This is a genomic window from Actimicrobium sp. GrIS 1.19 (assembly GCF_035984655.1).
Taxonomy (GTDB): domain Bacteria; phylum Pseudomonadota; class Gammaproteobacteria; order Burkholderiales; family Burkholderiaceae_D; genus Actimicrobium.
This window is the reverse complement of record NZ_JAXCHT010000012.1, coordinates 66,997-91,409: the sequence shown is the minus strand read 5'-3', so window position 1 is coordinate 91,409 and position 24,413 is coordinate 66,997. Positions and strand designations below refer to the sequence as shown.

18 protein-coding genes are annotated in these 24,413 nt (G+C 61.7%); 10 read left to right on the top strand and 8 right to left on the bottom strand.

The annotated features are described in order from the left end of the window. Window positions 1-62: 62 nt before the first annotated feature. Window positions 63-1,193 (bottom strand): DUF2863 family protein, encoded by a 1,131-nt coding sequence (locus RCH09_RS10510; RefSeq protein WP_326941036.1) that lies wholly within the window; start codon window positions 1,191-1,193, stop codon window positions 63-65. 97 nt (window positions 1,194-1,290) lie between these two features. On the opposite strand from RCH09_RS10510, the gene RCH09_RS10505 reads away from it, so the two are divergent. From RCH09_RS10505 to RCH09_RS10485, 5 genes are all read left to right on the top strand, one after another. Then, window positions 1,291-1,935 carry a tRNA-uridine aminocarboxypropyltransferase gene (locus RCH09_RS10505; protein ID WP_326941035.1) on the top strand — a complete coding sequence of 215 codons (645 nt, stop codon included), beginning with the start codon at window positions 1,291-1,293 and terminating at the stop codon, window positions 1,933-1,935. Window positions 1,936-1,965: 30 nt separating this feature from the next. Further along, complete coding sequence (locus tag RCH09_RS10500; protein WP_326941034.1) at window positions 1,966-3,387, top strand: MATE family efflux transporter; 1,422 nt, start codon at window positions 1,966-1,968, stop codon at window positions 3,385-3,387. Between the two features lie 9 nt (window positions 3,388-3,396). After that, window positions 3,397-4,455, top strand: a complete 1,059-nt coding sequence (locus tag RCH09_RS10495; RefSeq protein WP_326941033.1) for an AI-2E family transporter — start codon at window positions 3,397-3,399, stop codon at window positions 4,453-4,455. 120 nt (window positions 4,456-4,575) lie between these two features. Beyond that, the gene (locus tag RCH09_RS10490) at window positions 4,576-8,475 is read left to right on the top strand and encodes a bifunctional diguanylate cyclase/phosphodiesterase (protein WP_326941032.1); all 3,900 of its coding nucleotides are present in this window, start codon (window positions 4,576-4,578) and stop codon (window positions 8,473-8,475) included. Window positions 8,476-8,649: 174 nt separating this feature from the next. After that, window positions 8,650-9,645, top strand: coding sequence for a diguanylate cyclase domain-containing protein (locus tag RCH09_RS10485; protein WP_326941031.1), 996 nt, complete (start codon window positions 8,650-8,652; stop codon window positions 9,643-9,645). Window positions 9,646-9,650: 5 nt separating this feature from the next. Here RCH09_RS10485 and RCH09_RS10480 read toward each other — a convergent pair whose 3' ends face one another. The 5 genes from RCH09_RS10480 to RCH09_RS10460 all read right to left on the bottom strand — a co-directional run bounded on the left by RCH09_RS10480 (window position 9,651) and on the right by RCH09_RS10460 (window position 16,268). Continuing rightward, the gene (locus tag RCH09_RS10480) at window positions 9,651-10,781 is read right to left on the bottom strand and encodes an alpha-hydroxy acid oxidase (protein ID WP_326941030.1); all 1,131 of its coding nucleotides are present in this window, start codon (window positions 10,779-10,781) and stop codon (window positions 9,651-9,653) included. Window positions 10,782-10,965: 184 nt separating this feature from the next. Further along, window positions 10,966-11,661, bottom strand: a complete 696-nt coding sequence (locus RCH09_RS10475; protein ID WP_326941029.1) for a PEP-CTERM sorting domain-containing protein — start codon at window positions 11,659-11,661, stop codon at window positions 10,966-10,968. A gap of 292 nt (window positions 11,662-11,953) precedes the next feature. Then, entirely contained in the window at window positions 11,954-13,399 is a 1,446-nt protein-coding gene (locus tag RCH09_RS10470) for a DUF1501 domain-containing protein (protein ID WP_326941028.1), read from the bottom strand. Window positions 13,400-13,411: 12 nt separating this feature from the next. Continuing rightward, a complete protein-coding gene (locus RCH09_RS10465; RefSeq protein ID WP_326941027.1) occupies window positions 13,412-15,139 on the bottom strand; it encodes a DUF1800 domain-containing protein in 1,728 nt (575 codons plus the stop codon). A 130-nt stretch (window positions 15,140-15,269) separates the two neighbouring features. Then, entirely contained in the window at window positions 15,270-16,268 is a 999-nt protein-coding gene (locus RCH09_RS10460) for a bile acid:sodium symporter family protein (protein WP_326941026.1), read from the bottom strand. A gap of 115 nt (window positions 16,269-16,383) precedes the next feature. Between RCH09_RS10460 and RCH09_RS10455 the strand changes: the two genes are divergently transcribed. The 5 genes from RCH09_RS10455 to RCH09_RS10435 all read left to right on the top strand — a co-directional run bounded on the left by RCH09_RS10455 (window position 16,384) and on the right by RCH09_RS10435 (window position 20,896). Continuing rightward, a complete protein-coding gene (locus RCH09_RS10455) occupies window positions 16,384-16,752 on the top strand; it encodes a hypothetical protein (RefSeq protein ID WP_326941025.1) in 369 nt (122 codons plus the stop codon). A 79-nt stretch (window positions 16,753-16,831) separates the two neighbouring features. Further along, entirely contained in the window at window positions 16,832-18,211 is a 1,380-nt protein-coding gene (locus tag RCH09_RS10450; protein ID WP_326941024.1) for a TolC family protein, read from the top strand. Beyond that, window positions 18,208-19,572 (top strand): multicopper oxidase family protein, encoded by a 1,365-nt coding sequence (locus RCH09_RS10445; RefSeq protein WP_326941022.1) that lies wholly within the window; start codon window positions 18,208-18,210, stop codon window positions 19,570-19,572. Before RCH09_RS10450 ends, RCH09_RS10445 begins: the two co-directional genes overlap by 4 nt. A 29-nt stretch (window positions 19,573-19,601) precedes the next feature. Further along, on the top strand, window positions 19,602-19,967 hold the full coding sequence (locus RCH09_RS10440) for a copper resistance CopC family protein (protein WP_326941021.1): 366 nt from the start codon (window positions 19,602-19,604) through the stop codon (window positions 19,965-19,967). Next, window positions 19,967-20,896, top strand: coding sequence for a CopD family protein (locus tag RCH09_RS10435; protein WP_326941020.1), 930 nt, complete (start codon window positions 19,967-19,969; stop codon window positions 20,894-20,896). Before RCH09_RS10440 ends, RCH09_RS10435 begins: the two co-directional genes overlap by 1 nt. A gap of 25 nt (window positions 20,897-20,921) precedes the next feature. Here RCH09_RS10435 and RCH09_RS10430 read toward each other — a convergent pair whose 3' ends face one another. After that, entirely contained in the window at window positions 20,922-22,658 is a 1,737-nt protein-coding gene (locus tag RCH09_RS10430) for an ABC transporter ATP-binding protein (protein WP_326941019.1), read from the bottom strand. Next, a complete protein-coding gene (locus tag RCH09_RS10425) occupies window positions 22,648-24,390 on the bottom strand; it encodes an ABC transporter ATP-binding protein (RefSeq protein WP_326941018.1) in 1,743 nt (580 codons plus the stop codon). Before RCH09_RS10425 ends, RCH09_RS10430 begins: the two co-directional genes overlap by 11 nt. Window positions 24,391-24,413: the final 23 nt, after the last annotated feature.

Here is a 24,413-nt window from a genome sequence, read left to right as displayed (position 1 = left end):
CTCTGACCCCAATTAATTCAATTTAATTGGGGTCAGAGTCAATTAAAACCGGCGGTGTCGGCTCAGGTTGCTGCGGCGATGTCCGTCGGTGCGCCTTCGTCGTCGAATTTGACCGCTTCGGCGATCGTGACGACGCCGATCATGCCGAGCGCATCGCGCACATCCAGCACTTCGGCGCCCCAGTCGGCAGTCAGGCCCAGCGGTTTTTCGGACGAGGCGATGAGTGCACCATCGGCCACGGCGTACAGGTTCACGCGCAGTACCTTTTCATCACCCACTTCGGCAGGCGCGATCACCGCGCGGGCGTCTTGCGGCGCGATGCCATGTTCGCTCAGTCCGTAATTCAGGTCCGACATCATCTGCAAGGTGAAGTATTCGGCGATGCCGCGCTCTTTGCCACCATGGAATAAGTCCTGGTACAGGAAATGCACTTCGATGTCGCGCTCTGCCGGCGCGAAGCAGCGCTTTACCAGTGGCGTGACCTGCTCGGCCCACGTCTGGAATCGGGTCTCGCGCCCGGCAAACCAGGCGTCGGCTGCGGTCTCGTCTGCCGGGATCTGGTAAAACGGATCGTCCGCCGCCTTCATCGAGAAGCCCAGCAGGAAACGCAGTTCGACCGCCATGTCGTCGGCCGCGAACGGTTCATCGACCGGCTCGCCGAAACTGCGTTGAATCGCGGTCGCGGTGGCAGCCCGCATGTCGTGCATGGCGGCGTGCGCGTCGCGCACCATTTCGTGTAAATGGCTGAAGGTGATGCTGTCGATTTCATCCAGGCCGTAGCCGTGATTGACCAGCACGACCGTCGCGTCGGGGCTTTCCAGTCCGGCCTGCTGCAGGCTTTTGGTCAGCAGTTCATAGGCTTCCTGATCCTGGAACGACTGCGCATTTTTCAAGCCGCCGGTGGAATGCACGAACAACGGGATGACGAAGGCATTGATCTCGGTTGCGGACGCACCGTCACGCCCGATCGTCACCACTTCGGCAATCTCTTCGATGGTGGCTTTCAGCAGGTGATGGGCGCGGCCGGCATCGTGCTTGGTCCATTCCAGCGCTTCGTACAGGATGTCGTCTTTTTTCTGATGCAGGGTTTTCTTGATGATCTTGTGAAAATCTTCCGCGTTCTCGACGGTCGTGGCATTCTTCGCCGGGTTGCCCGCCAGGTAGATCGCCAGCGCGCATAACTGCCGCGTCATGGCTTCGTCTTTTTGTTCAGGCGACTCGGCAGATTTTCTGGCGACGGGTTTTTTATTTTTCGGCATGGTGCATTTTCAAGTAAAGGTGACGTGTTCAATGGATACTTTGGTCGCGCTTCGGCGGGCGATGTGCCCACGCTGCCTGCGCGCGCAGTCGACCTGTATCTGCGCGTGGATCGTGCCGCTGGCGACGGCGGTCGAAGTCGTCATTCTGCAGCACCGGCTGGAAGTCAACAATGCCAAAGGCAGTGCCCGCCTGCTGCATCTGGGCTTGCAGAACAGCCGGATGCTGACTGGCGAGGTGTTTTCGGCGACGCAATGGCTGCCGCCGGACGACGACAAATGCACCGTACTGCTCTACCCTGCCAGCCCGGCCGGCGCCGGCCTGGTCGCACCGCCGACGCTGCAGCCGCAGGCGTTGACGGATCTGACCCAACTGCGCGTGATTGTACTGGATGGCACCTGGCGCAAGAGCCGTAAAATGCTGTATCTCAACCCAGCGCTGCAAAATTTGCCCAGACTGGGTTTGCAAACCACTCCGCCATCGCAGTATCGCATTCGCAAAGCCCAGCGCGACGATCAGCTCTCCACGCTGGAGGCCACCTGCCATGCCTTGTTGCAACTGGGCGAACCAGCGCTCGGGCTGCAGCGCTTGCTGGACGGCTTCGACGGCTTCGTCGCACAACATGCGGCAACGCAAATCGATCGTTCGGAACGCGCCCGGCCGGGCGGCAGCGGGTAGAATCGCACCTCCGTGTTTGAGCTCCCTGTCATGTTCACCATTCTGCACTCCCGCCGCGCCAATATCCTGACCGAAATCACTGCCTTGTGGCGCCTCGCCTGGCCCATGCTGATCGGGCAGCTGGCCACTGTCGGCATGTCGGTGGCCGATGTCGCGATGACCGGGCATCTGAGCGCGGACGACCTGGCCGCCGTCTCGCTGGGGGCGTCGATCTGGAGCATCGTGATCGTCACCGTGATGGGCGTGATGATGGCCATTAATGCGGTGGTCGCACATGAAGTCGGCGCCGGCACCATTGACCGGATCGCCCACTCGGTGCGGCAGTCGCTGTGGAAAGCACTCGGTATCGGCTTGCTTGCCTGCATCCTGGCGAACTGCTCGGTCCTGATCTTTGATCATCTTGGCCTGACACCCCTGGTGCGCGACAAGGCCGCCATGTTTGTGCACGTGATCAGCATCGGCCTGCTGCCGTTTGCCGCCTACCGGGTGCTGTACGGCTACAGCACCAGTCTGAACCAGACCAAGCCGGTGATGGTGATTGCCTTGCTCGGCCTGCTGTTCAATATCGCCGTCAACTGGTTGCTCGTGTATGGCAATTGGGGCTTTCCGCAGATGGGTGCGGTCGGTTGCGCGTGGGCTACCGGTCTTGGACTGTGGCTGATGCTGGCCGCGATGATCTGGTGGATGCATCGGGCCGAGCCGTACCGCAGCAGCTTTCCGTTTTCGCAGTGGGAGGCGCCGAACTGGCCGGAAATCCGGCGCATGCTGCGGCTGGGCATGCCAATCGGCATCACCCATTTTGCCGAGGTCAGTTCGTTTGGCGCGATTGGCTTGCTGGTGGCGCGCTTCGGCGTGGTCAGCATGTCGGCGCATCAGATTGCGCTGAATTTTTCTTCGCTGGTGTTCATGGTGCCGCTGAGCCTGGGCATTGGTCTGCTGACCCGCGTTGGGCAGGCCTCCGGCGAAGGGGATCCGGTGCGGGCGCGCTTTGTGGCCTGGGTCGGCGTGGCATTGTCGCTCGCGTTCGGGATTGCTTCGGCGGCCTTCATCGCGGGCTTCCGCCATGCGATTGCGGCGGCCTATAGCTCCGATCCGGCCGTGCAGGAAATGACCGTGCTGCTGCTGCTGTTTGCCGCGCTGTTCCAGCTGTCCGATGCAACCCAGGTGGCTGCCTCGTGTGCGATTCGCGGCTACAAGGTCACGCGCGCGCCGATGGTGATCCATTTGACGGCCTTCTGGGGCTTTTCCATTCCGCTCGGTTGCGTGCTGGGCCTGGCGCCGGCGTGGTTTCCATGGAGCCCGGCGGTGCCGATGGGCGCCACCGGTTTCTGGATCGGGCTGGTGCTGGGATTGACTGTGGCGGCAGTCCTGCTGGTCTGGTATTTACATCGTCTGTCACAACGAATAGTTGCTAAAAGCCAACTATCCATGCGACACTCCCTCACCCACTGAGAAGCTCCGATGACCAAAGCCGAACTCCACGAAAAAACCTTTCTGCTCCTCCTGGTTCTTGTCACGCTGGCATTTGGCTGCGTGCTCTGGCAATTTTCCGGCGCAGTCTTCTGGGCGGCGGTGCTGGCCTTGCTGTTCGCGCCGCTGCAGCAGCGCGTATTGCTGCGATGCGGAGCGCGCGCCACGCTCGCGGCGCTGATCACGATGGGAATCGTCACGCTGATCGTGATCTTGCCACTGATCCTGGCCGGCCTGGCATTAATCCAGGAAGGCGCGCTGGTCGTCCAGAAAATCCGCAGCGGATCGATGGATTTCGGTGCGTATTTCCAGCAGGCGATGGATGCCCTGCCGCAATGGCTGGTGCACTGGATGACCCGCTTTGGCCTCGATGATCTGCCCGCCTTTCAGGCGAAACTGACTGAGACTGTGCGCGCCGGCAGCCAGGCGATCACTGCGCAGGTGGTTCATCTGACCCAGAACACGCTCGATTTCGTGATCGGCTTTGGCGTGATGCTGTACTTGCTGTTTTTTTTGCTGCGCGACGGTGCGGCGCTGACCGCCCGGATCAAACAGGCGATTCCGCTCGCCCCGGCGCAAAAGGACCATCTGTTCATCAAGTTCAGTACCGTGGTGCGCGCCACCGTCAAAGGCAACCTGGTGGTCGCGGCCAGCCAGGGCACGCTGGGTGGGCTGATGTTCTGGTTTCTCGGGATTCAGGGGGCACTGCTGTGGGGCGTCGTGATGGCCGTGCTGTCGCTGTTGCCGGCCATTGGCGCCGCACTCATCTGGGCGCCGGTTGCGCTGTATTTTTTGCTTACCGGCATGCTTTGGCAGGGGGTGACACTGATCCTGTTTGGGGTGCTGGTGATCGGACTGGTCGACAACCTGTTGCGTCCGCTGTTGGTCGGCAAGGAGACGCAGATGCCGGATTACCTGGTGCTGCTGTCGACGGTCGGCGGCATTGCCCTGTTCGGGCTGACAGGCTTCGTCATCGGGCCGGCAATTGCCGCGATGTTCATTGCGGTCTGGACGTTGCTTGCCAAACCCGAGCAACCGCTCGCGGGCTGAGGGCGACCGGTGATTGCATTTATCCAACGGTGTTTTTGTAGGCATGACTGAAAGTATGGTATTCGTTACATTGGCACTTCCACGTTCGTTAACTTTTCGCATCTGACCCAAGTCATGCACATGCCCGCTTTTTCTGAAATCGTGATTGTCGGAGAACTGCCCGATGCGTTGGGTGATGCACTTTGCGTCCGGTTAGAGGAAGCTGGTCAGGTGGTCGTGCGGCTGCCCAATCACGCGCTGGCCACCTTGTTGCAGAACGAACCGGCCGATGTGGTCGTGCTCAATATCGATGCGATCGAGGACCCATCCGGCGACTTTCTTAAGTCCCTGCGGCATCCTGCAACAACCCACCCGTGCGCCGTGGTGCTGCAAACCGGCCGGCTGCATGGGGCCTCGCCTGCTGGCGCCACCGTGGTGCGCAGCAGCGACGCCGGCGAACTTGCCGCACAAATCAATTTGATCGTCACGAATCGGCGCCTGCAGCGCCAACTTGTCAGCCTTGAGCTTGAGCACGCGGCCTTGGCACGGCAGGTCGAGCAGACTGCTGCCGCACGCATGACCATCAGCGAGCAGTACCATCAATCGCTGTTCGACAACCACCCGGATGCGGTCTATTTGTTCGACCTCGATGGCAAGTTCGTCACGATCAACCGCCGCGCCGAACAAATGGCAGGCTATCCGCGCGAAGGGATCGTGGGAGCCTCGTTCGCGCAATTGATCGCCCCTGACAGGCTGGCCGATACGCTGGTCCATTTCCAGCGCGCCGTCGGTGGTGAAAGCGCCCATTACCAGACCGCGATCATCAGCCAGTCGGGCAAACCGGTGCATCTGCAGGTGACCAATGTCCCGGTCGTCGTGGACGGCAAGATCGTCAGCATATACGGCGTCGCCAGGGATATCTCGGAGCAGATCATCGGGCAGCAGGAGCGACGCGTCAGCGAAGAACGCTTTCGCAATGTCGCCCGCGCAACCACCGATACCGTGTGGGACTGGGATCTGACATCGGACGCGATCTGGTGGAACGACGGCATGCAAAGCGTGTTTGGCTACCCGGAACAAGAGATCGAAGCCGATATCTCCTCATGGACCAGCCGAATTCATCCGGACGACCTGGCTCGGGTGACCGACGGCATTCACACCGTCATCGACGGGGTCGGTACCAGCTGGATCGACGAACATCGCTTTCGCCGCCACGACGGCAGCTATGCCGATGTCGCGGACCGCGGCTTCGTGATCCGCGATGCCCAGGCCCGCGCGGTGCGCATGGTCGGCGGCATCAGCGATGTCACGCCACGACGTCAAGCCGAACAGCGGGTAGCGCGCCTGAACCGGGCCTTGCGCATGTTGAGCGCCTGTAACCAGGTCGTGGTGCAGGCGACGCCGGAACTGGCGTTGCTGGCCGAAGTGTGTCGCATCGTCTGCGAGCTCGGTGGCTACCGCGTCGCCTGGGTTGGCTATGCGCGGCAGGACGCCGCCTGCAGTATCGAACCGATGGCGCAAGTGGGGCTGCCAGCCGATTTTCTCTCCGCCGTGCCATTGAGCTGGTCAATCGAAGGCGGGCCTGGCAAGGGTCCGGCAGCGATGACCATCCGCAGCGGCGAGGCAACCATGATCGAGAACGCCGCGACCGATCCGGCCTTTGCGTCGTGGCGTGAACATGTCGATGAGTTTGGTTTTCGCGGGGTGGTGTGCCTGCCGCTGCGCGAAGGCAAACATACGTTCGGCGTGCTGGCGCTGTACGCAACCGAAGCCAATCCGATTTCGTCGACCGAGATGTCGCTGCTGTGCGAACTGGCCGACAATCTGGCATTCGGCATCGTGAACCGGCGCGTTCAGGACGAACGTCAGCGACTTCAGGTCGCCGTCGAGAAGGTGGCCATCGCCGTCTCGGCCACCACATCGGACAGTGGCAGTTTCTTTGCCCAGCTGGCGCGCAGCATGACCGAAGCGGTCGGCGCGCGCGCCGGTTTCATTGGCAGTTTTACCGACACCCAGTGTGAATCCGTCCAGATCATTGCCGCCGTCATTGATGACGAGACCGTCTCCAATTTCAGTTGTTCACTGCGCGACACGACCTTTGCCAAGGTCCTGTCGGCCGGCCATTGCGCGATTGACGACGCGGCCCCGATGCGCTTCCCCGGCCTTGCACCGGAGGCTACCGGTCATCTGCGCTCATTTGTCGGATTGCGTCTCGACGATGCCGACGGCATGCCGGTTGGCGTGTTGTTCGTGTGCTCCGACCAGCAGCTGCAGCGGGTTGAGCACACGCTGTCAACGTTACGTATTGTTGGCGCCCGCGTCGGCGCCGAACTGGCCCAGCAAATGACCAATACCCGCATGCGCAGCCAGGCCGCACTGCTGGACCACGCCACCGATGCGATCATGGTGCGCGACATGCTCGGTGCGGTGACATTCTGGAATCAGGGCGCCGAGCGGCTGTATGGCTGGGGGCGTGACGAAGCACTCGACATGGCCATGATTACGCGCAGCGCCGAGGAAGCGCTCGATCTGCACGAACCGCTGGAGCGCGTTCAGCTCGACGGTGAATGGCGCGGCGAGCTGCTGCAGCGACGCAAGGATGGCGGCTCGATTGCGGTCGAAGCGCGCTGGACCCTGATCCGTGATGAGCAGGGGCAGCCGTCCGGCATCCTTGCCATTGAAAGCGATATTTCCAAACGCAAGGCGGCAGAGCATGCCCTCGAGCACCTCGCCTTCTACGATCCGCTGACCGACCTGCCAAACCGGATGCTGCTGCGTAACCGCCTGCAGCACGCGATCGATGCGAGTGACCGGAGCTATCGGTTCGGCGCCCTGCTCTGCATCAACCTGGACAATTTCAAGGCCTTGAACGATTCGCTCGGCCACGACATGGGCGATCTGTTGCTGCAACTGGTGGCGGTGCGCCTGTCGTACTGCATGCGTGCCTGCGATACGGTGGCCCGGCTCAGCGGCGATGAATTCGTGATCCTGCTGGTCGATCTGGGCGACACCGCGGCGGAAGGCGCCTCGCGCGCCAAGCAAGTGGCGGAAAAGATCATCGCCGCGTTTGGCGACGCCTTCCTGATGGGCGAGCACGAAGCATTCACCACGCCAAGTATCGGCATCACGCTATTCTCCAATGCATCATGCGGGGTCGACGAATTGCTGCAACGCGCCGACCTGGCGATGTACCAGGCCAAGGCCTCCGGCCGCAATACGATGCAATTTTTTGATTCGGACATGCAGGCCACGGTCAGTGCGCGCATGGCGCTGGAAAGTGAAATGCGCAGCGCGCTCAAATTGAATCAGTTCCTGCTGCATTTCCAGCCGCAAGTCGATGCCAACGGAATGCCCACCGGCGCGGAAGCGCTGGTGCGCTGGCATCATCCGGTGCGCGGCCTGGTTCCGCCGGGTGCATTCATTCCGCTGGCGGAAGAAAACGGCCTGATTATCCCGTTGGGGAACTGGGTGCTTGAGACTGCCTGTCGCGAACTGGCGAAATGGGCGCTCAGCCCGGCGCTGTCGGACCTGACGCTGGCCGTCAATGTCAGTGCGCGCCAGTTCCGGCAACCCGATTTTGTCGCCAATGTCTTGGCCGTGGTGCACCAGACCGGCATCAATCCGCGCCGGCTGAAACTTGAGCTGACCGAAAGTCTGTTGATCGACAACGTCGAAGACACGGTGCTCAAGATGTGCCAGCTCAAGGCCAAAGGCGTTGGCTTTTCGCTGGATGATTTCGGTATCGGCTATTCGTCGCTGTCCTATTTGAAGCGCCTGCCGCTCGACCAACTGAAGATCGATCAATCCTTCGTACGCGATATCCTGACCGATCCGAATGATGAAGCCATCGCCCGGACCATCGTTGCGTTGGGTAACAGCCTCGGACTGGCGGTCATTGCCGAGGGCGTTGAAACGCTGGCGCAAAAGCAACGACTGGCGACGCTGGGCTGTTTTTTCTACCAGGGCTATTTCTTCAGCCGGCCGGTGCCGACAGACGCCTTCATTGCCTATATTGCCAATCCGGTGCCTGCCGGGAATTAAGCTCGCGAAGCGGGAGGATCCCGCTTTTCACCTTGCGGTAGTCGTCATTGCTAACTGGAAGTTATGCGTGTTGCCGTACATTGATACCGTGCAAGATTTGTTACGCTCGGGGTAATGATGATTTCCACACATTTTTCTCCTCCGAACCGCGCGCTTTTTTCACCTCCTGCAGTCATGATTCTCAGTACCGATGCGTTACGCAAGGCGAAGATCCTGATTGTCGATGATGGCTTTGCCAATATCGACTTGCTTCAGGCCATCCTCGAACGCGAGGGCTATACGAATGTCAGTGCGACCACGCTACCGCACGATGTCGCGGCGCTGCACCAGCACCATCAGTACGATCTGATCCTGCTCGATCTGGAAATGCCGGGATTGGACGGTTTCGGCGTCATGGCGCAGCTGCACAAGCTCAAACAGGATGACTGGCTGCCGGTCCTGGCCATTAGCGCGCGCATCGACTGCACCAATCAGGCGCTGGAAGCCGGCGCCAAGGACTTCATTGGCAAGCCGTATGACGTGGTTGAACTGGTCCAGCGCATTCGCAATTCGCTGGAGGTGCGCCTGCTGTACAAGGAGGCGACCCGTAACCGCGAAGCGATGCGCGTGCTGGCGCTGCACGACCCGCTGACTGGCCTGCCGAACCGGCGCCTGCTCAAGGATCGCATCGCCAGCGCGATCGAGCATGCCAAACGCAAGCGCAATCATGTCGCGGTCCTCTACATCGATCTCGATGGATTCAAGGACATCAACGACACCTTGGGTCACGACGTGGGCGACGCCTTGCTGCAAATGGTCGCCACTCGCTTGCTGCATGCCGCGCGCGGCGAAGACACTGTTGCGCGCATCGGCGGCGACGAATTCATGATGCTGTTGGGCGAGATGAACGATCCGGCTGATGTGCATGTGCCGGCACAAAAACTGCTGCGCGAGGTTGCCGAACCGTACCTGATCAACGGCACCGCGGTCTCGGTGACGAGCAGCATTGGCATCAGCATCTATCCGTTCAATGCCCGCGCATCGGATGCGTTGATCAATCTCGCCGATGCGGCATTGTACGAGGCCAAAGGCCTTGGCAAGAACCGCTATCAGGTTGCCGACGCCCAGTTCGTCGACAACATGCAGGAAACCGACCTCAGGCCGGCGTCATCCCGACTGCCGAAGGATTGACGTAATTATCGCAATATGTGCCGGCCGATTTTCTGCACATCGGTCTGGCCGCATAGCGCCATGGTGATATCAAGTTCGCGCTGGATCAGTTCCAGGCATTTCGCCACCCCTGCCTCACCCATCGCCCCCAGCCCATACAACACCGGACGTCCGATATAGACACCGCGGGCGCCCAACGCCAGCGCCTTGAGCACATCCTGACCACTGCGAATGCCCCCGTCCATGTGCACCTCGATGCTGTCGCCGACGGCGGCAATCACCTCCGGCAGTGCCGCGATCGACGACGCTGCGCCATCAAGCTGCCGTCCCCCATGATTGGAGACGATCAGGGCATCGGCGCCACTCTTGACAGCAAGCTGTGCATCTTCCGGGTCCATGATGCCCTTGAGGATCAGTTTGCCACCCCAGCGTTCCTTGATCCATTGCACGTCGTCCCAGCAGAGCGCGGGATCGAACTGTTGCGCGGTCCATGCCGACAGCGATGACATGTTTTCGACGCCTTTGACGTGGCCGACAATGTTGCCGAATATCCGGCGTTTCGTGCCCAGCATCCCGGTGCACCAGCGCGGCTTGGTCATCATGTTGAGTATGTTTGGCAGCGTCAGTTTCGGTGGCGCCGACAGGCCATTCTTTAGGTCCTTGTGGCGCTGACCGAGAATCTGCAAATCGAGTGTGAGCACCAGGGCCGAACAGCCGGCGGCCTTGGCACGGTCGATCAGATCGTTGACGAAGGCGCGGTCCTTCATCACGTACAGCTGGAACCAGAACGGCTTGCTGACGTTGGCGGCAACATCTTCGATGGATGCAATGCTCATTGTCGACAGCGTGAACGGCACGCCAAACGCCTCGGCCGCACGCGCTGCAAGAATCTCGCCGTCCGCATGCTGCATGCCGGTCATGCCGCACGGCGCGATGGCCACCGGCATGGCCACGTTCTGTCCGATCATGGTGGTCATCAATGACCGGTTTTCCATGTTGATGGCAACCCGCTGTCGAAACTTGATGCCCTCAAAATCACTGACATTGGCGCGATACGTGGACTCGCTCCACGATCCCGAATCGGCGTAATCGTAAAACATGCGCGGCACGCGCTGTTTGGCAAGAATGCGCAGGTCTTCAATATTGGTGATGATCATGGAAGCAGTCGAAGGAAATGAAGGTGACTGCACTGTACGCGGGAATTCTGGTGTCGTTGTTGAAAGTTCTTCACCGTACCGATCGAAAACAGTGACGGCCGCCGAAATCCGCCGCGCGCCGCAGACGCGGCACAGGCGCGGAAATCATGAAGGCGACGATCCTCGGCCATGGCATCCCCGCCACTCAGGCAAAGGCCGAGTATTTTTTCTTGCGCCAGCCGGCCATGCCCAATATCCCCAGTCCGGTGAGCGTCAAGACAAACGCACTCGGCTCCGGCACCGCCCGCACCAGCCAGCTTCCCGCGTTGACGTAATTGGCATAAGTGGCGTTGGCGCCGTCCGAGGAAATCGTATTGATGCCATTGGCGTTATTGAGCTGCAGCACAACGGTGTAGGTGTAGTTCTTGGTGTCGGTCCACACGCCGTTTTCCAGATGCTGGTCGCATACGCTGGAAGTCCACGATCCGCAGGGTATCGGTGCGATCAGACCGGCGATGCGGCCGGGGTTGGTGGTGCCGGTCAGGTCGAGCAGTTGCTGACCTGTAGCCACGCTGCCGTGCATCCAGCCAGCGCCAGTCGGGTTGGAATAGCTGCCGAATTCGGTCAACCCTGCATCGACCAGAAAACCCTTGATTTCGTCAAAGGTAGCGTACCGAAAGCCGCGCCCGGCCCATCCGCCGGACCCGCCAAGCACCTGGTCCACCGAAAGTCCCTGGGTGGCCGGAATATCGAGCCATTGCAGGTTGGTCGTGCTGTCGACCGTCAACAGTCCGTCGCCGCTGCCCAGCAGATCCATGGAAACGAGCGTAGACGCCTGACCGCTTGATTCACCGAGAACGAAAAAAACCGCCCCGAGCGTTGTGATGATTGATTTGCGCATGAAAACTCCCTTGTCGACAATATTACGAAGTGGATTGAAAGAAAAATCAGGCCGTCTTGCGACGAACGATTTGGCTTTTCAACTCTGCAATGATTGCGAAAAGAGCACGCTACATGGTCAGATTTGCATCTTCAGAATGCCCATGCTTGCGTCGATTATTAAATGCGCAACGGATTTTGAAGGGATCACTTGTCCATCAAATTTCCAGCTGCTTTAACGACAAAAACCCGACTTGCACGCAAAAAAAATCGTGCTGAAACGCACGATTTTTTGGTCGCGTTGGCGGCGAAATTTACATCATGAAGCCAATGTTCTTTTGGGTGAAATTGTTGATGGACGGGAAGACATCGGCGATCTGCGTCGCACTGAGCCCGAACCAGCTTGCCAGCGTCGCGCCGTATTGATCCACAGAAAATTGTGGCAACAAGCTGCCGGACCCGACGTCCTGATCGTGCTTCACCCCGGTGACCGGGAAAAGGCCGTACATATCCTGGCCTTTGACCGCGCCACCCATGACGAAATGGTGCGAACCCCAGCCATGATCGGTGCCATCGCCATTGCTGGTGAAGGTGCGGCCGAAATCCGATGCGGTAAATAGTGTCACCTGATTACGGAAGTCGGTGCCCTGCAGGCTGCCCATCATGCTGTCGAAATACGCCAGGCCATGCGCCACGCGCGCCAGCAGATCGGCCTGGTTGGTGCGCTGGTTATCATGGGTATCGAAGCCGCCGATATTGACGAAAAAGATTTGTCGTTTGGCGCCCAGCGCGCTGCGCCCGCCAATGATGCGCGCGACGGTTTGCAATTGCACCGCCAGCGAGTTGGTCGCCAGGTTTCCGGTGTTCGGATTGATGTACTGGGCCGGATTGGGAATGCCGCTGCCGCCCGCCGCCAGCATGCCGGTAGCTAGCGTGCCCTGCGCCGCGATCGAGCGCCGAATCACAGCGGCCTGCTCCTTTTCGAACAGGTTGCCGCGGTCGGCCGAGACGATCGCCTGCAGCGGATTGGCCGCGGCGCTCGAACCATACAGTGATCCGGACAAGGAGTTGATCGGCACCGCACCGGAATTGCTGACCTGATACTGATTGATGGTCTGGCCGGCCAGAAAGACGGCATTGCCGGAGACCGAGATGGCGGTGAAGATCGGGGTCGAATTCGACGCCACCAGCAAGTCGCCCATGCGCCCGCCCCAGCCCGATTTGGCGCCCTCCGGCATCGACGACTGCCACAGTGATTGCTGGTCGTTATGCGAAAACAGCTTGGGCGGCAACTTGACGCTGTTGGCCTTGTACTGGGCCAGCGTGGTCGGCATGATGAGCGGACCGACATTGGCCACCACCGCAACGCGACCGGCGTCAAAGACCGTCTTGAGCGCCTGCATCGACGGGTGCAGCGCGAAAGTGCGGCCACTCTGGACCGTAAGCGGGGTAATCGGCAGGACGCCGCCGGTGTTGCCGACTGCCGGCAAGGCGATCGAGCCGGCATCGGTCGTGGTGCGCAGCCGGATGTATTCGCTCCACGACGTGCTGTCGGTCGCCATCACGGTGTTGCCGTGATCATTGCCGCCCGCCATGAACAGGCAAACGATGGCCTTGTAATCGGTCGGTGCTGTCTGCGCTGCAGCGGCGCCGATGGTGGCAAGGTTAAGTGCAAACGGTGCGCCGGCGCTGCCCACCATCGACAGGATCGAGGCGGTGCGCAGGAATTCACGGCGTGAAGCGTTGGGTTTGGTCGTCATGTCAGGCCCCGATCATTTCTGGACAAGATATTCATTGGAAGCCAGCGTCAGAAACACCGCCAGCGAAATACGGTTGCGGCGCGCCTTGTCAGCGGCCGTCGCATCGGTCGCCGAGATCGCCACCGAATTCATCGCGGTCAGAATCTGGCTGCGCAGGGTCGCCGACATCTGGTTGGCCAGCAGCAGCAGGTTGACGCGATCGATCAGTTTGTCCGGTGTGTCCGCCAGCGTCAGCTCGGTGGCGTAGCTGCTCTTGACGTCGCGGCTGGTGCCGATGCCGTTGGGGACGATGTCGCGCATCGTGTTCAGATAGCCGACCACTGACGTGTCGCCGGTCAACTGCATCTCCGGCGCGACCAGGTTGGCAGCCGCGATGGAGGTGTTGGGCGGCACATAGCCAGGCCGGTAAAAATTGAATACCGAGGGCGAGCGCAATGGCGACTGGCCGATCGAAAACAGCGCGTCATCCAGATTGGTCAGCAGGAACCGGCCGGACGTCGAGGTGACATTGAACGCCCGCATCCAGCCCGCCAGGCGCAGGATCGGCTCGCGCAGCTTGCCGCTGTCGATGGCGCCGATGCGGCTGTCGGTGCGGGCTTCGGTATCAAGCAGAATCGCACGGATGACGGCCTGCAGGTCGCCCCGCACGCCGGCGCCATTGTCGGCAAACGCAGCTGCGACGCGCGCCACGTAGGCTGGACTCGGATTGCTGGTGACCAGCCGTTGAATCAGCTGGCGGCCGATGAACGGACCGACATTCGGATGGTTGAACAGGGTGTCCAGCGCGATCTTCAGACTGGCTTCCGGATTGGCCGTGGTTTGCGCCGGGATGGTCACGCCAAGAAAGGATTTCTCGGCGGTCGAATGGTATTGCGGATAGCTCTGCATCGGCTTCCAGTAACGATCCGGGTCTGGCGTGCCGCCAAAAAAGCGCGTGTTGGTCTTGTCCGGGCCGGCCCAGCTCCAGCCGGTGAACACCTTCGCCATGCCGCTGATGTCGGCACTGGTATAGGTCTCGACGGGCAAGCCATTGGTCAGCTTCAGGCTGCCGTCCTGGTTCAGTTGATACAGCCCGATGGTCATCAGCTGCATGACTTCGCGACCATAATTTTCATCCGGCGTACGTGTGCTGGATTCTTTCTGATTGTGAATCGAGGTCAGATACACCCCCATCGCCGGGTGCAGCGAGACATCCTCGAGCAGCTTGCGGAAGTTACCGAAAGCATCCGCGCCCAGCATGTCGTAGAAGGCGGCGGCAGTGACAGGATTGTCACCAATGCCGGCATCCTGCATCGAAATCACAAAGATTTGCGACAGCGCAAATGCCATGCGTTGCCGTAGCTGGTCATCGCCTGTGGCGGCTTGCTTCCAGAACGTTTCGAAGAAGTTGTTTTGATTCAGTGTCGTGCCTGCTGCCAGCGTCGCTGCCACTGCATTGAGATAGTCGCGGTGCAGTGTTTGCGGCTTGGCGAACTGGCTGGTCAGCCAGCCGTTGTCGCCGCCGGCGACGACTTCCGTGATGCCCGGACTGGTCGCGCCGAACGATGCCTGTGCCAGAAAACGCGAGGCCTGCGCGTCGGTTGGATTGGTGACCTCAATGGGCAGCGTGTTGCCGTCCCGGCCGGGAGTGACAGCGGCAGCACCGCCGCTGCCGGCAGTGCTGCTGCCACCGCCGCCGCAGGAAGCCAGCAAGGTCAGTGCGGAAAGCGCAAGCGCGGCGCGAAGTTGTGTGAACGACATGCATGTCTCCTGGTCAAGGGCATCATAATTTGCCTTGGAGAAACATATCATGCATATGTGAAATTTTGTTAAATCTTGTGTTGCAAATTTTTACGCCACGAATTTTGTTGGAAAAAGCGAACAGACATCACTAAATCTTCGGTGCTTCCCGAACCCTCGTCACTGGATTTAGCCGCTGCGCATAGCGTTGTGCCAACACGGCACACACCATCAACTGGATCTGATGAAACAGCATCAATGGCAAGACCACCGCCCCGAGCGCGGGTCCGGCAAACAAAATCTTCGCCATCGGAATACCGCTGGCCATGCTCTTTTTCGAACCGCAAAACACGATCGTGATTTCATCTTCCTTGTTGAAGCCGAGCCAGCGGCTGCCGACGGTGGCAATCGCGATGATCAACAGCAGCAACAACACATCGAGCAACAGCAGGCCCAACAGGGAATGCATCGGCAATTGCTGCCACAGTCCTTGATTGACCGCCTCGCTGAAGGCGGTGTAGACGACCAGCAGAATCGAGCCCTGATCGACGAATTTGAGCACCCCCTTGTTGCGGTCCAGCCAGCCGCTGATCCACCTGCGGGCAATCTGCCCGGCGATGAACGGCAGCAGCAACTGCAGCGCGATCTTGCCAATTGCCTCGAACGACGACGCCGCGCCGCTATGGGCGACCACCAACAAGCCGACCAGCACCGGAGTAAGAAATATTCCCAGAAGATTCGAGGCGGAGGCGGCGCACACTGCCGCCGGCACGTTACCGCGCGCCACCGAAGTGAATGCGATCGACGACTGCACCGTTGATGGCAGCACGCACACGAACAACAGGCCGAGATACAGGTCGGGAGTCACCAGTACCGAGGCGAGCGGCTTGAGCAGCAGTCCCAGCAAAGGCAGCACGACAAACGTGCAGGCCAGCACCGTCAGGTGCAGTCGCCAGTGCGTCAGGCCGGCGATCACTGCCTCGCGCGGCAACTTGGCGCCGTGCAGAAAGAACAGCAGGCAGATGGCGACATTGGTGATGCCATTGAAGGCCTGCGCCGTGACGCCGGAGCATGGCAGCAAGCTGGCCATGATCACGGTGGCAATCATCAGCAGCATGAAATTATCGGGGGCGAAGCGGGGACGTTTCATTGCACTCGGTGATCATTGATTTGGTCACAGACAATACCAGCAGCGCGGCCCGCGCGCGCGACCGGTTCGTGCCAATTGCGCGCGGCTGTTCGCCGAAGTCGTGTAACCTTCCGCCATGCGCGCAATTTTTCACATATTGATGATCTGCCTGATGTTCGCGATGCCGTTGCATGGCGCCGTGGCGTCAGGCATGTTGCCGTGCGCGCCCTCGAACGCAGGCGCTGCGGCCATCGCGCCGACCGATCATGCCCATCATCACGCGAACATGGCGGAACACGCCGACCTCACCCAGGGCAGTCACCATGGGACACACCAATGCGGGGCCTGCGCCGCCTGCTGCGTTGGCGTGATGATGACGCCGCCAGCACTGCCGGCCCTTCCTGAACTGCATTTCCCTTCGGCCCGCATCGCCACGCTGCAGGTGTTTCCTCCATCGGTTGTCACCGGGCATCCGGAACGCCCGCCCAAAACCTCATTCGCCTGACACCCAGAGGCTGGTTTTGCGCGCGCTGCGCGCAGACCATTCGTGCTAATTCGCAGATGAGGTCATCTTGAAAAAAACCATGTTACGGAGGGTCGCGCTGGCGCGGCCCGGCGTGGCTGCCGCAATATTGCTGCTCGCCGGCTGCGCCAGCTTTTCGCAGGACGGCGGCTTCGACAGCGTCAATCAACTCACCCGGCAGCGCCTCGGCATCGAAGTGCATCCGATCAAAACCGAGAACGACGAACGCGCGCTGGCGGCCCTGATCACACAAAAATTGCAGACGCCGCTCTCGGTCGACGACGCTGTCACGATTGCCTTGCTCAACAATCGCGGGCTGCAGGCCACCTATGCCAGTCTCGGCATTGCCGAAGCCGATCTGGTGCAGGCTGGTCGTTTGACCAACCCCGCGTTTGGCTTCAAGCGTACCCATTCCGGCGACGAGGTTGCGATCGAACGCACGCTGACGTTTAATCTGCTGCGCGTGCTGACGCTGCCGCTGGCCGGTCGCATCGAAAGCCGTCGCTTCGAACAAACGAAATTGCTGGTGACAGACGCCGCGCTGAAGATGGCGTACGACACGCGGCGCGCGTATTTTGAGGCGATCGCGGCGCAACAGAGCGCCGACTATGCCGGCACAGTCAATGCGGCTGCAGCTGCCGGCGCCGAACTGGCGGCGCGCATGACGCAGGCGGGTAACTGGAGCCAGCTCGATCTGCTGCGCGAGCAGGCCTTCCACGTCGATGCGATCGGTGCAGCAAGCCGCGCTACCAAAGACGCGCTGGCCGCGCGCGAAAAGCTGACACGCCTGCTCGGCCTGTCGGGCGACGCCGCGCAGTTCCGGCTGCCGGAGCGCCTGCCGGATTTGCCGGCGGCGATTGCAGAACTGCCGGAGGTCGAACAAAGCGCCCTGCGCGACCGGCTCGATGTGCAAGCCGGACAATTGCAGTTGCAGGAAACCGCCGCATCGCTTGGGCTCACCAGAACCACCCGCTTCGTCAACGTGCTTGACCTCGGCCTGGTGCGCAATTCAGCCACCGGCCAGCCCAGCGCGCCGGGTTACGAAGTGACACTCGAAATCCCGCTGTTCGACTGGGGCGGCGCCCGCGTTGCGCGTGCCGAAGCCAGCTACCTCGCGTCCGCCGGCCGCCTGGCCGAAATTGCCGTGAATGCGCGCAGCGAGGCGCGTGAAAGCCATGCCAACTATCGCGCCGCGTGGCAACTGGCGCGCCATTACCGCGATCAGGTCCTGCCGCTGCGCAAGCGGATCGCCGATGAAATGCAGTTGCGCTACAACGGCATGCTGGCGAGCCCCTTCGCCTTGCTGGCCGATGCGCGCGAACAGGCCAACGCCGGCAACGGCTTCATCACGGCACTGAAAGACTACTGGATCGCCGACACCAATCTGCAGGCGGCACTGGGCGGTCGCTTGCCCGTCACCCAACAAGGAGCTACACCATGACAACCCGTCGCGCATTTTTATCCGGCAGTGTCGGCACCATGCTGGGCGCCGCGCTGGTGAGCAAGGTCGGCGCAGCATCGCTGCCGGAAGCCCCGTTGCAACCGAGTGCGGCGACCATGCCGCCCTTGCCCCCGCCAAACGGCCGTCCCTACCACCCGGTGGTCACGCTCAATGGCTGGAGCCTGCCGTGGCGGATGAAAAACGGCGTCAAGGAATTCCATCTGGTGGCCGAACCGGTGGTGCGCGAGATTGCGCCCGGCATGAAAGCCAACCTGTGGGGGTACAACGGCCAGAGTCCGGGCCCGACCATCGAGGTGGTGGAAGGCGATCGCGTGCGGATTTTTGTCACCAACAAATTGCCCGAGCACACCAGCATTCACTGGCATGGCCAGCCGCTGCCGAATGGCATGGATGGCGTGACCGGACTGACCCAGCCCGGCATCGCACCGGGCAAGACCTTCGTCTATGAATTCGTGGCACAGCGCGCCGGCACCTTCATGTACCACCCGCATGCCGACGAAATGGTGCAGATGGCCATGGGCATGATGGGTTCGTGGATTACGCATCCGAAGAATCCGGCCGAGCACGCAGTCGATCGCGACTTTGTTTTCCTGCTCAATGCGTACGACATCGATCCGGGCGCGTACACACCGAAGACCAGCACCATGCTGGAGTTCAACCTGTGGACCTTCAACAGCCGCGCCTTTCCCGGCATCGATCCGATGGTGGTGCGACGCGGCGACCGCGTCAGGATCCGGGCCGGCAACCTGACGATGACGAATCATCCGGTGCATTTGCACGGCCACGCCTTCGAGGTCACCGGCACCGATGGCGGTTGGGTGCCAGCGACGGCACGCTGGCCTGAAGTGACGACGGACATCGGCGTCGGACAGATGCGCGCCATCGAATTCAACGCCAATGCGCCGGGCGACTGGGCTTTCCATTGCCATAAATCGCATCACACGATGAACGCCATGGGCCATCAGGTGCCCACCATGATCGGGGTCGACCAAGGCGGCGTGTCGGAAAAAATCAATGCGCTGCTGCCGTCCTACATGGTGATGGGCGACAAGGGCGGCGCAATGGGTGGCATGCAGATGCCGCTGCCGGAAAACACGCTTCCAATGATGTCCGGCGACGGCCCGTTCGGCGGCATCGAGATGGGCGGCATGTTCACCACCGTCAAGGTGCGCGACGGACTGGCGCGCGATGACTACCGCGATCCCGGCTGGTATCGCCATCCGGCCGGAACCGTGGCCCAGGAATGGACCGGCGAGCTGCCGCCGGTGACGTCGGCGCAGGGTCCGCAAGCCGATGCCAGCACCATGACCGTCACCCGTGACGGCAAGATGCAGCACTGACCAATTCAATTTTTTACGGAGCACCGAGTATGAAGAAATCCACCCTGCTGCTGGCGTTGACCGCAGCAAGCGCCATCCTGGTGGCGCCCTCTGCCTTTGCCCACGCGGTGCTGAAGGAATCCAGTCCGGCCGCCGGTGCGACGCTGGCCAGCCCGCCAGGCGAAATCCGCTTGCGCTTTAACGAAGCACTGGACGCACCGTTTTCCAGGGTGACGCTGCTGGACCGGCAGGGTCGCGCCGTCAACACCGCCCCGGCCACGATTGCGCCGGACCAGCCGGAGACCATGCTGCTGGCAGTGCCCGCGCTGCTGTCAGGCAGCTATCGGGTGCAATGGTCGACCATGACCCACGATGGGCATCGCACCAAGGGCCAATTCGGTTTTCAGGTGAAGTAGTGGAGGAGGTCAGTTTCGTCACGGTAGCGGCCATTGCGCTACTCAACCTCGGGTTCGCCGTGCTGGTCGGCGCGGCCGTGACCGATTGGCAGCTGACCGGCAGTCAGGGCCCATGGGGGCGGCAGCAGCGCCTGCTGGTGGCGCGCTGGCAGACTGGCGCGATGGTCTGGGTCGGCCTGCTGTTGCTGGTGGTGCTGGTGCTGGAAGCGGCGGCCATGGCAGAACTGCCGGTCACGCAGGCGGGACCGGCGCTCTGGCCGCTGATTATCTCCACCCATTTCGGACACGGCTGGCTGGTCAGCATCGCCGCGCTGTGCCTTTTGCCGACCCTGCAACGCGTTGGCCAGCGCTGGGGCATCGGCGCCAGGCTCGGATGGCTCAGCCTGCTGGTATTTGCACTCAGTCGCAGCGCGGTCAGTCACGCCGTCGCGGACGGCATGCTGAGCTGGCCGTTCGTGATCGAGACGGCACATTTGCTGCTGGTCAGCGTCTGGGTCGGCGAGGTCATGCTGTCGGCGCTGGTGGTGCTGCGCCGCCGCGGCAGCACGCTGTCCGCCGATCGTCTGGCGCAGTCAGGCTACGTACAAAGCCTGTCGGCCTCGGCGACGGTAGCGCTGGCAGGCATTGTCCTGACGGGCGCCATCAGCAGCTGGCGCGGCGCCGGAACCCTCGCCGGTCTTCAGGGAAACGCGTGGGCGCAGTGGCTCACGCTGAAGTTGCTGCTGGTGGCGCTGGCAGTCATTCTTGGCGCCATCAATCGCTGGTGGGCGATGCCGCCGCTGCTGGCGAGTCTGCGCACCGATGCATCCGTGTCGGCCCTGTGGCAACGCCGGTTTAAACGCCTGCTGCAGCTTGAAGCTGCGCTGCTGGCCGCCGTGCTGGCCGTCGCCGCCCTGCTCTGCAGCACTGCGCCACCGGCTGCGCTGTGAGCGCCCTGCTTCAAGCGTTACCGGGTTAATCCCCCAGCTGCTGCAACAGATACAGCTTCTGGTAAATCCCGTCCTCGATGGCCATCAGCGCCTCGTGCGCACCGGACTCGGCAATCTGTCCATGATTGAGTACGATGATCCGATCGGCATCGCGGATGGTCGACAAACGGTGCGCAATCGCGATGATGGTGACGCTGCCGCGCAACTCGTTCAACGCAGCCTGCACCACCTGTTCGGTTTCGCTGTCGATATGTGAGGTGGCCTCGTCCAGGAACAGGATTTTCGGTTGCCCGGCCAGCGCCCGCGCAATCGCGATCAACTGCTTTTGTCCGGTCGACAGACGCGCGCCGCCTTCGCCCAGCGGCGTATCGTAGCCCTGCTCCAGCGCGCTGATGAAGCCATGCGCCTTGGCTGCACGTGCCGCCGTTTCGATCTGCGCCTGCGAGTAACCGCGTCCCATGTCGATATTTTCACGCGCGCTGGCGGCCAGCAGAAACGGATCTTGCGGGACCAGGCCGACGTCGGCGCGAAACGCATCGTCGCCAATCGTCGCCAGCGCCATGCCGTCGATGTCGATGCGCCCGGCCGATGCGGTGTAAAAACGCAGCAGCAAACTGAGCAGCGTCGACTTGCCGCTGCCGGTGTGGCCAACCACGCCATAGAACGCACCGGCCGGAATATCCAGGCTCAGGTCGTGCAGCACGATCTGGTCGGGGCGGTAGCCGAAGCGCAGGTTGCGAATCGACACCGCGCCCGCGCCAATATGGAGGTCGCTGACATTGCGTTGCGGACGGGACTCATGCAGCAAGGTGTTCACGCGCGCCGCCGCCACCACCGATTGCTGCAACTGGCTGAACTGCAGGGTGATCTGGATCAGTGGATCGACCACGCGCGCGATGTAGCTGACGAACGCGTACAGGATGCCAACTTCCAGCGCGCTGAACTGGCGCTGGCCAAAGCTGTAGATCACGCCGACCAGCAGCAGGATATTGAGAAAATCGAGTGCCGGTCGCAACAGCCAGGCATTGGCGCGCAATTCGGTAACGCGGGCGGCGTAATGCAGCTGGTTGGTGCGCAAGAAACGCTGGCTGAAGCGCGCGGTGGCATTGCTCGCCTGCAGCACCGTCATGCCGCCGATCGACTCGGCCATCTGCGCATTGATCTCGCTGCGCAACTCGCGCGCCCGCGCCACCGCCGGCGCGCTCATGCGCTGATAAAACCAGACGATCACCACCACGGTCGGAAACAACCCCAGTACGATCAGCATCAGGCGCCAGTCCAGCCACGCCATCGCCAGCATCGCACCGGTGACCACGATGCTGCTGTCGAGCATGACGAACAGCACCTGGATATACAGATTCTTGACTGCTTCGGTGTCATTGGTGACACGGCTGACCAGCTTGCCGGTGATGGCGGTGTCAAAGAAGGTCATCGGCAGGCGCAACACATGGTTGTAGACCGATTCGCGCAGGCGTCGCACCGAGCGCATCGCCAGCCCGGACAGGCGCACCAGTTGCAGATACCGCAGCGCGCTGGCGATCCAGCCGCTGACCAGGAAGGCCGCCAGCAGCCCGATCATCCGCGGCCAGTCGAGGTGACGCGGCAGCAGGTGATCGTCGATCAGCACTTTCCCCATCAATGGGCCCAGCACTTCGAGTCCCGCGGCCACCACCAGCCAGAGCACGCCCAGCCACAGATGTTTACGGTCTGGCGCAGCCGAATGGCGCAGCAGGTCGATCGCCTGCAGGGTTTCAGAGCGCATCGAGACTGGCCTCCAGTTGTTGGTAACGCCACTGGCTGGCATACCAGCCATCCAGCGCCAGCAGTTGCGCGTGGTTGCCGCGTTCGGTAATGCGGCCGTCGCGCAGCACCAGGATCTGGTCCGCGTCGACCACCGCACTCAGGCGATGGCTGGCAATGATCACCGTGCGGTCGCGGCGCGCCTCGCGCAGGTGCTGCAGGATCGCCGCTTCGGTGCCGGTGTCGACTGCCGACAGCGCATCGTCGAGCAGCAGCAAGGGACTGTCGGCCAGCAACGCGCGCGCAATCGCCACGCGCTGGCGCTGGCCGCCGGACAAGGTGATGCCGCGCTCGCCGACCGGGGTGTCGAAGCCCTGCGCAAAGCGGCCGATATCTTCGCGCACGGCAGCCAGCTCGGCGACCTGCTCGATCTCGGCGCGACTGGCGTGCGGTCGGGCCATGGCGATATTGTCGGCAATCGTGGCCGAGAACAGGAACGATTCCTGAGGGACCCAGCTGATCGCCTCGCGCAAGGTCGCCAGCGTGTAGTCTTCCAGCGAGTGCCGGCCCCATTCGACGCTGCCGCGCAGCGGGTGGAACTGCCGCAGCAGCAGCCGCAACAGGCTGGTCTTGCCTGACCCGGTCGGACCGACCAGGCCGAGTGTCTGGCCTGACTCCAGATGCAGCGAAATGTCGTGCAAGGCCAGCGCGTCATGGGTCGGATACGAAAAATCCACCGCGTTGAAGGCCAGCCGTCCCGGCGTCCAGTCCGTGACGGTGCCGTGATCGTCGACTGACAGCGGCACTTCCAGCACCGGTTCGAGCCGTTCCCATGCAGCGCGGCCGCGTTCGATCAAGGACAGTACCCAGCCGGCCGCAAACATGGGCCAGATCAACTGGCTCAGATAGATCGTGAAACTGGTCAGCGCGCCGATGCTCAGTTGATTGTTCCAGACCAGATAGCCACCCAGCGCCAGGGTCAGCACGCCGGCGGTGGACAACGTGATCCCGACCGCCGGTTCGTAGGCCGCTTCCCAGCTTTGCGCGGCCAGATTGGCTGCAGCGGCATGTTCGGCCAGTTCGGCAAAGCGTGCCGCGCTGCGTTGCTCCAGACCGAGGGCACGCAGCGTGCGCACCCCTGCCAGCGTCTCCTGCACGTGATCGTTGAGGTCGCTGAAACGCTTGAGGGCGTCGGTCGAGGCAGTATGGATCTGGTTCGAAATGCGCCAGAACGCGAAGGCCATGAAGGGAAACGGCACCAGTGCAATCAACGTCAGACGCCAGTCGACGCCGAGCAACATGATCGCCAGCACCATCACCAGCGTCAGCGAGCCATCGAAGCCGGCCAGCATGGCTTCGCCCGCCGCCATTTCCACGGCATCGATGTCATTGGTGGCCAGCGCCATCAAATCGCCGGTACGCTGTTTTTGATAAAAGCTCGGACCCTGCAGGCACAGCCGCGCATACAGGCGGGTGCGCAGGTCGACCCCGAATTGATAGGCGGCGGCAAACAGTTCCAGGCGCCAGCCGACCCGCAGAAAGTAAATCGCCACCCCCATCGCGACCAGCCAGCCCAATTCCTGCAGCAACGCCATGCCGCTGAGCTGCCCGGCCACCAGCGCATCGATGACATGCCCGATCTTGCGCGGCACCCAGACCGTCAGGATGGCGACCAGTAACAACATTACACCAGCTGCGCCATACGAACGCCAGTGCAGGCGCACGAAGGTGCCGATCAATCGAAACAGGGTCATGCAACGGCCTTTGCAGCGGGGTA

Coding starts and splice junctions, on each gene's coding strand:
- RCH09_RS10510 (WP_326941036.1), bottom strand. CDS start 1,193: ATGACGCGGCAGTTATGCGCGCTGGCGATCTACCTGGCGGGCAACCCG.
- RCH09_RS10505 (WP_326941035.1), top strand. CDS start 1,291: ATGGATACTTTGGTCGCGCTTCGGCGGGCGATGTGCCCACGCTGCCTG.
- RCH09_RS10500 (WP_326941034.1), top strand. CDS start 1,966: ATGTTCACCATTCTGCACTCCCGCCGCGCCAATATCCTGACCGAAATC.
- RCH09_RS10495 (WP_326941033.1), top strand. CDS start 3,397: ATGACCAAAGCCGAACTCCACGAAAAAACCTTTCTGCTCCTCCTGGTT.
- RCH09_RS10490 (WP_326941032.1), top strand. CDS start 4,576: ATGCCCGCTTTTTCTGAAATCGTGATTGTCGGAGAACTGCCCGATGCG.
- RCH09_RS10485 (WP_326941031.1), top strand. CDS start 8,650: ATGATTCTCAGTACCGATGCGTTACGCAAGGCGAAGATCCTGATTGTC.
- RCH09_RS10480 (WP_326941030.1), bottom strand. CDS start 10,781: ATGATCATCACCAATATTGAAGACCTGCGCATTCTTGCCAAACAGCGC.
- RCH09_RS10475 (WP_326941029.1), bottom strand. CDS start 11,661: ATGCGCAAATCAATCATCACAACGCTCGGGGCGGTTTTTTTCGTTCTC.
- RCH09_RS10470 (WP_326941028.1), bottom strand. CDS start 13,399: ATGACGACCAAACCCAACGCTTCACGCCGTGAATTCCTGCGCACCGCC.
- RCH09_RS10465 (WP_326941027.1), bottom strand. CDS start 15,139: ATGTCGTTCACACAACTTCGCGCCGCGCTTGCGCTTTCCGCACTGACC.
- RCH09_RS10460 (WP_326941026.1), bottom strand. CDS start 16,268: ATGAAACGTCCCCGCTTCGCCCCCGATAATTTCATGCTGCTGATGATT.
- RCH09_RS10455 (WP_326941025.1), top strand. CDS start 16,384: ATGCGCGCAATTTTTCACATATTGATGATCTGCCTGATGTTCGCGATG.
- RCH09_RS10450 (WP_326941024.1), top strand. CDS start 16,832: ATGTTACGGAGGGTCGCGCTGGCGCGGCCCGGCGTGGCTGCCGCAATA.
- RCH09_RS10445 (WP_326941022.1), top strand. CDS start 18,208: ATGACAACCCGTCGCGCATTTTTATCCGGCAGTGTCGGCACCATGCTG.
- RCH09_RS10440 (WP_326941021.1), top strand. CDS start 19,602: ATGAAGAAATCCACCCTGCTGCTGGCGTTGACCGCAGCAAGCGCCATC.
- RCH09_RS10430 (WP_326941019.1), bottom strand. CDS start 22,658: ATGCGCTCTGAAACCCTGCAGGCGATCGACCTGCTGCGCCATTCGGCT.
- RCH09_RS10425 (WP_326941018.1), bottom strand. CDS start 24,390: ATGACCCTGTTTCGATTGATCGGCACCTTCGTGCGCCTGCACTGGCGT.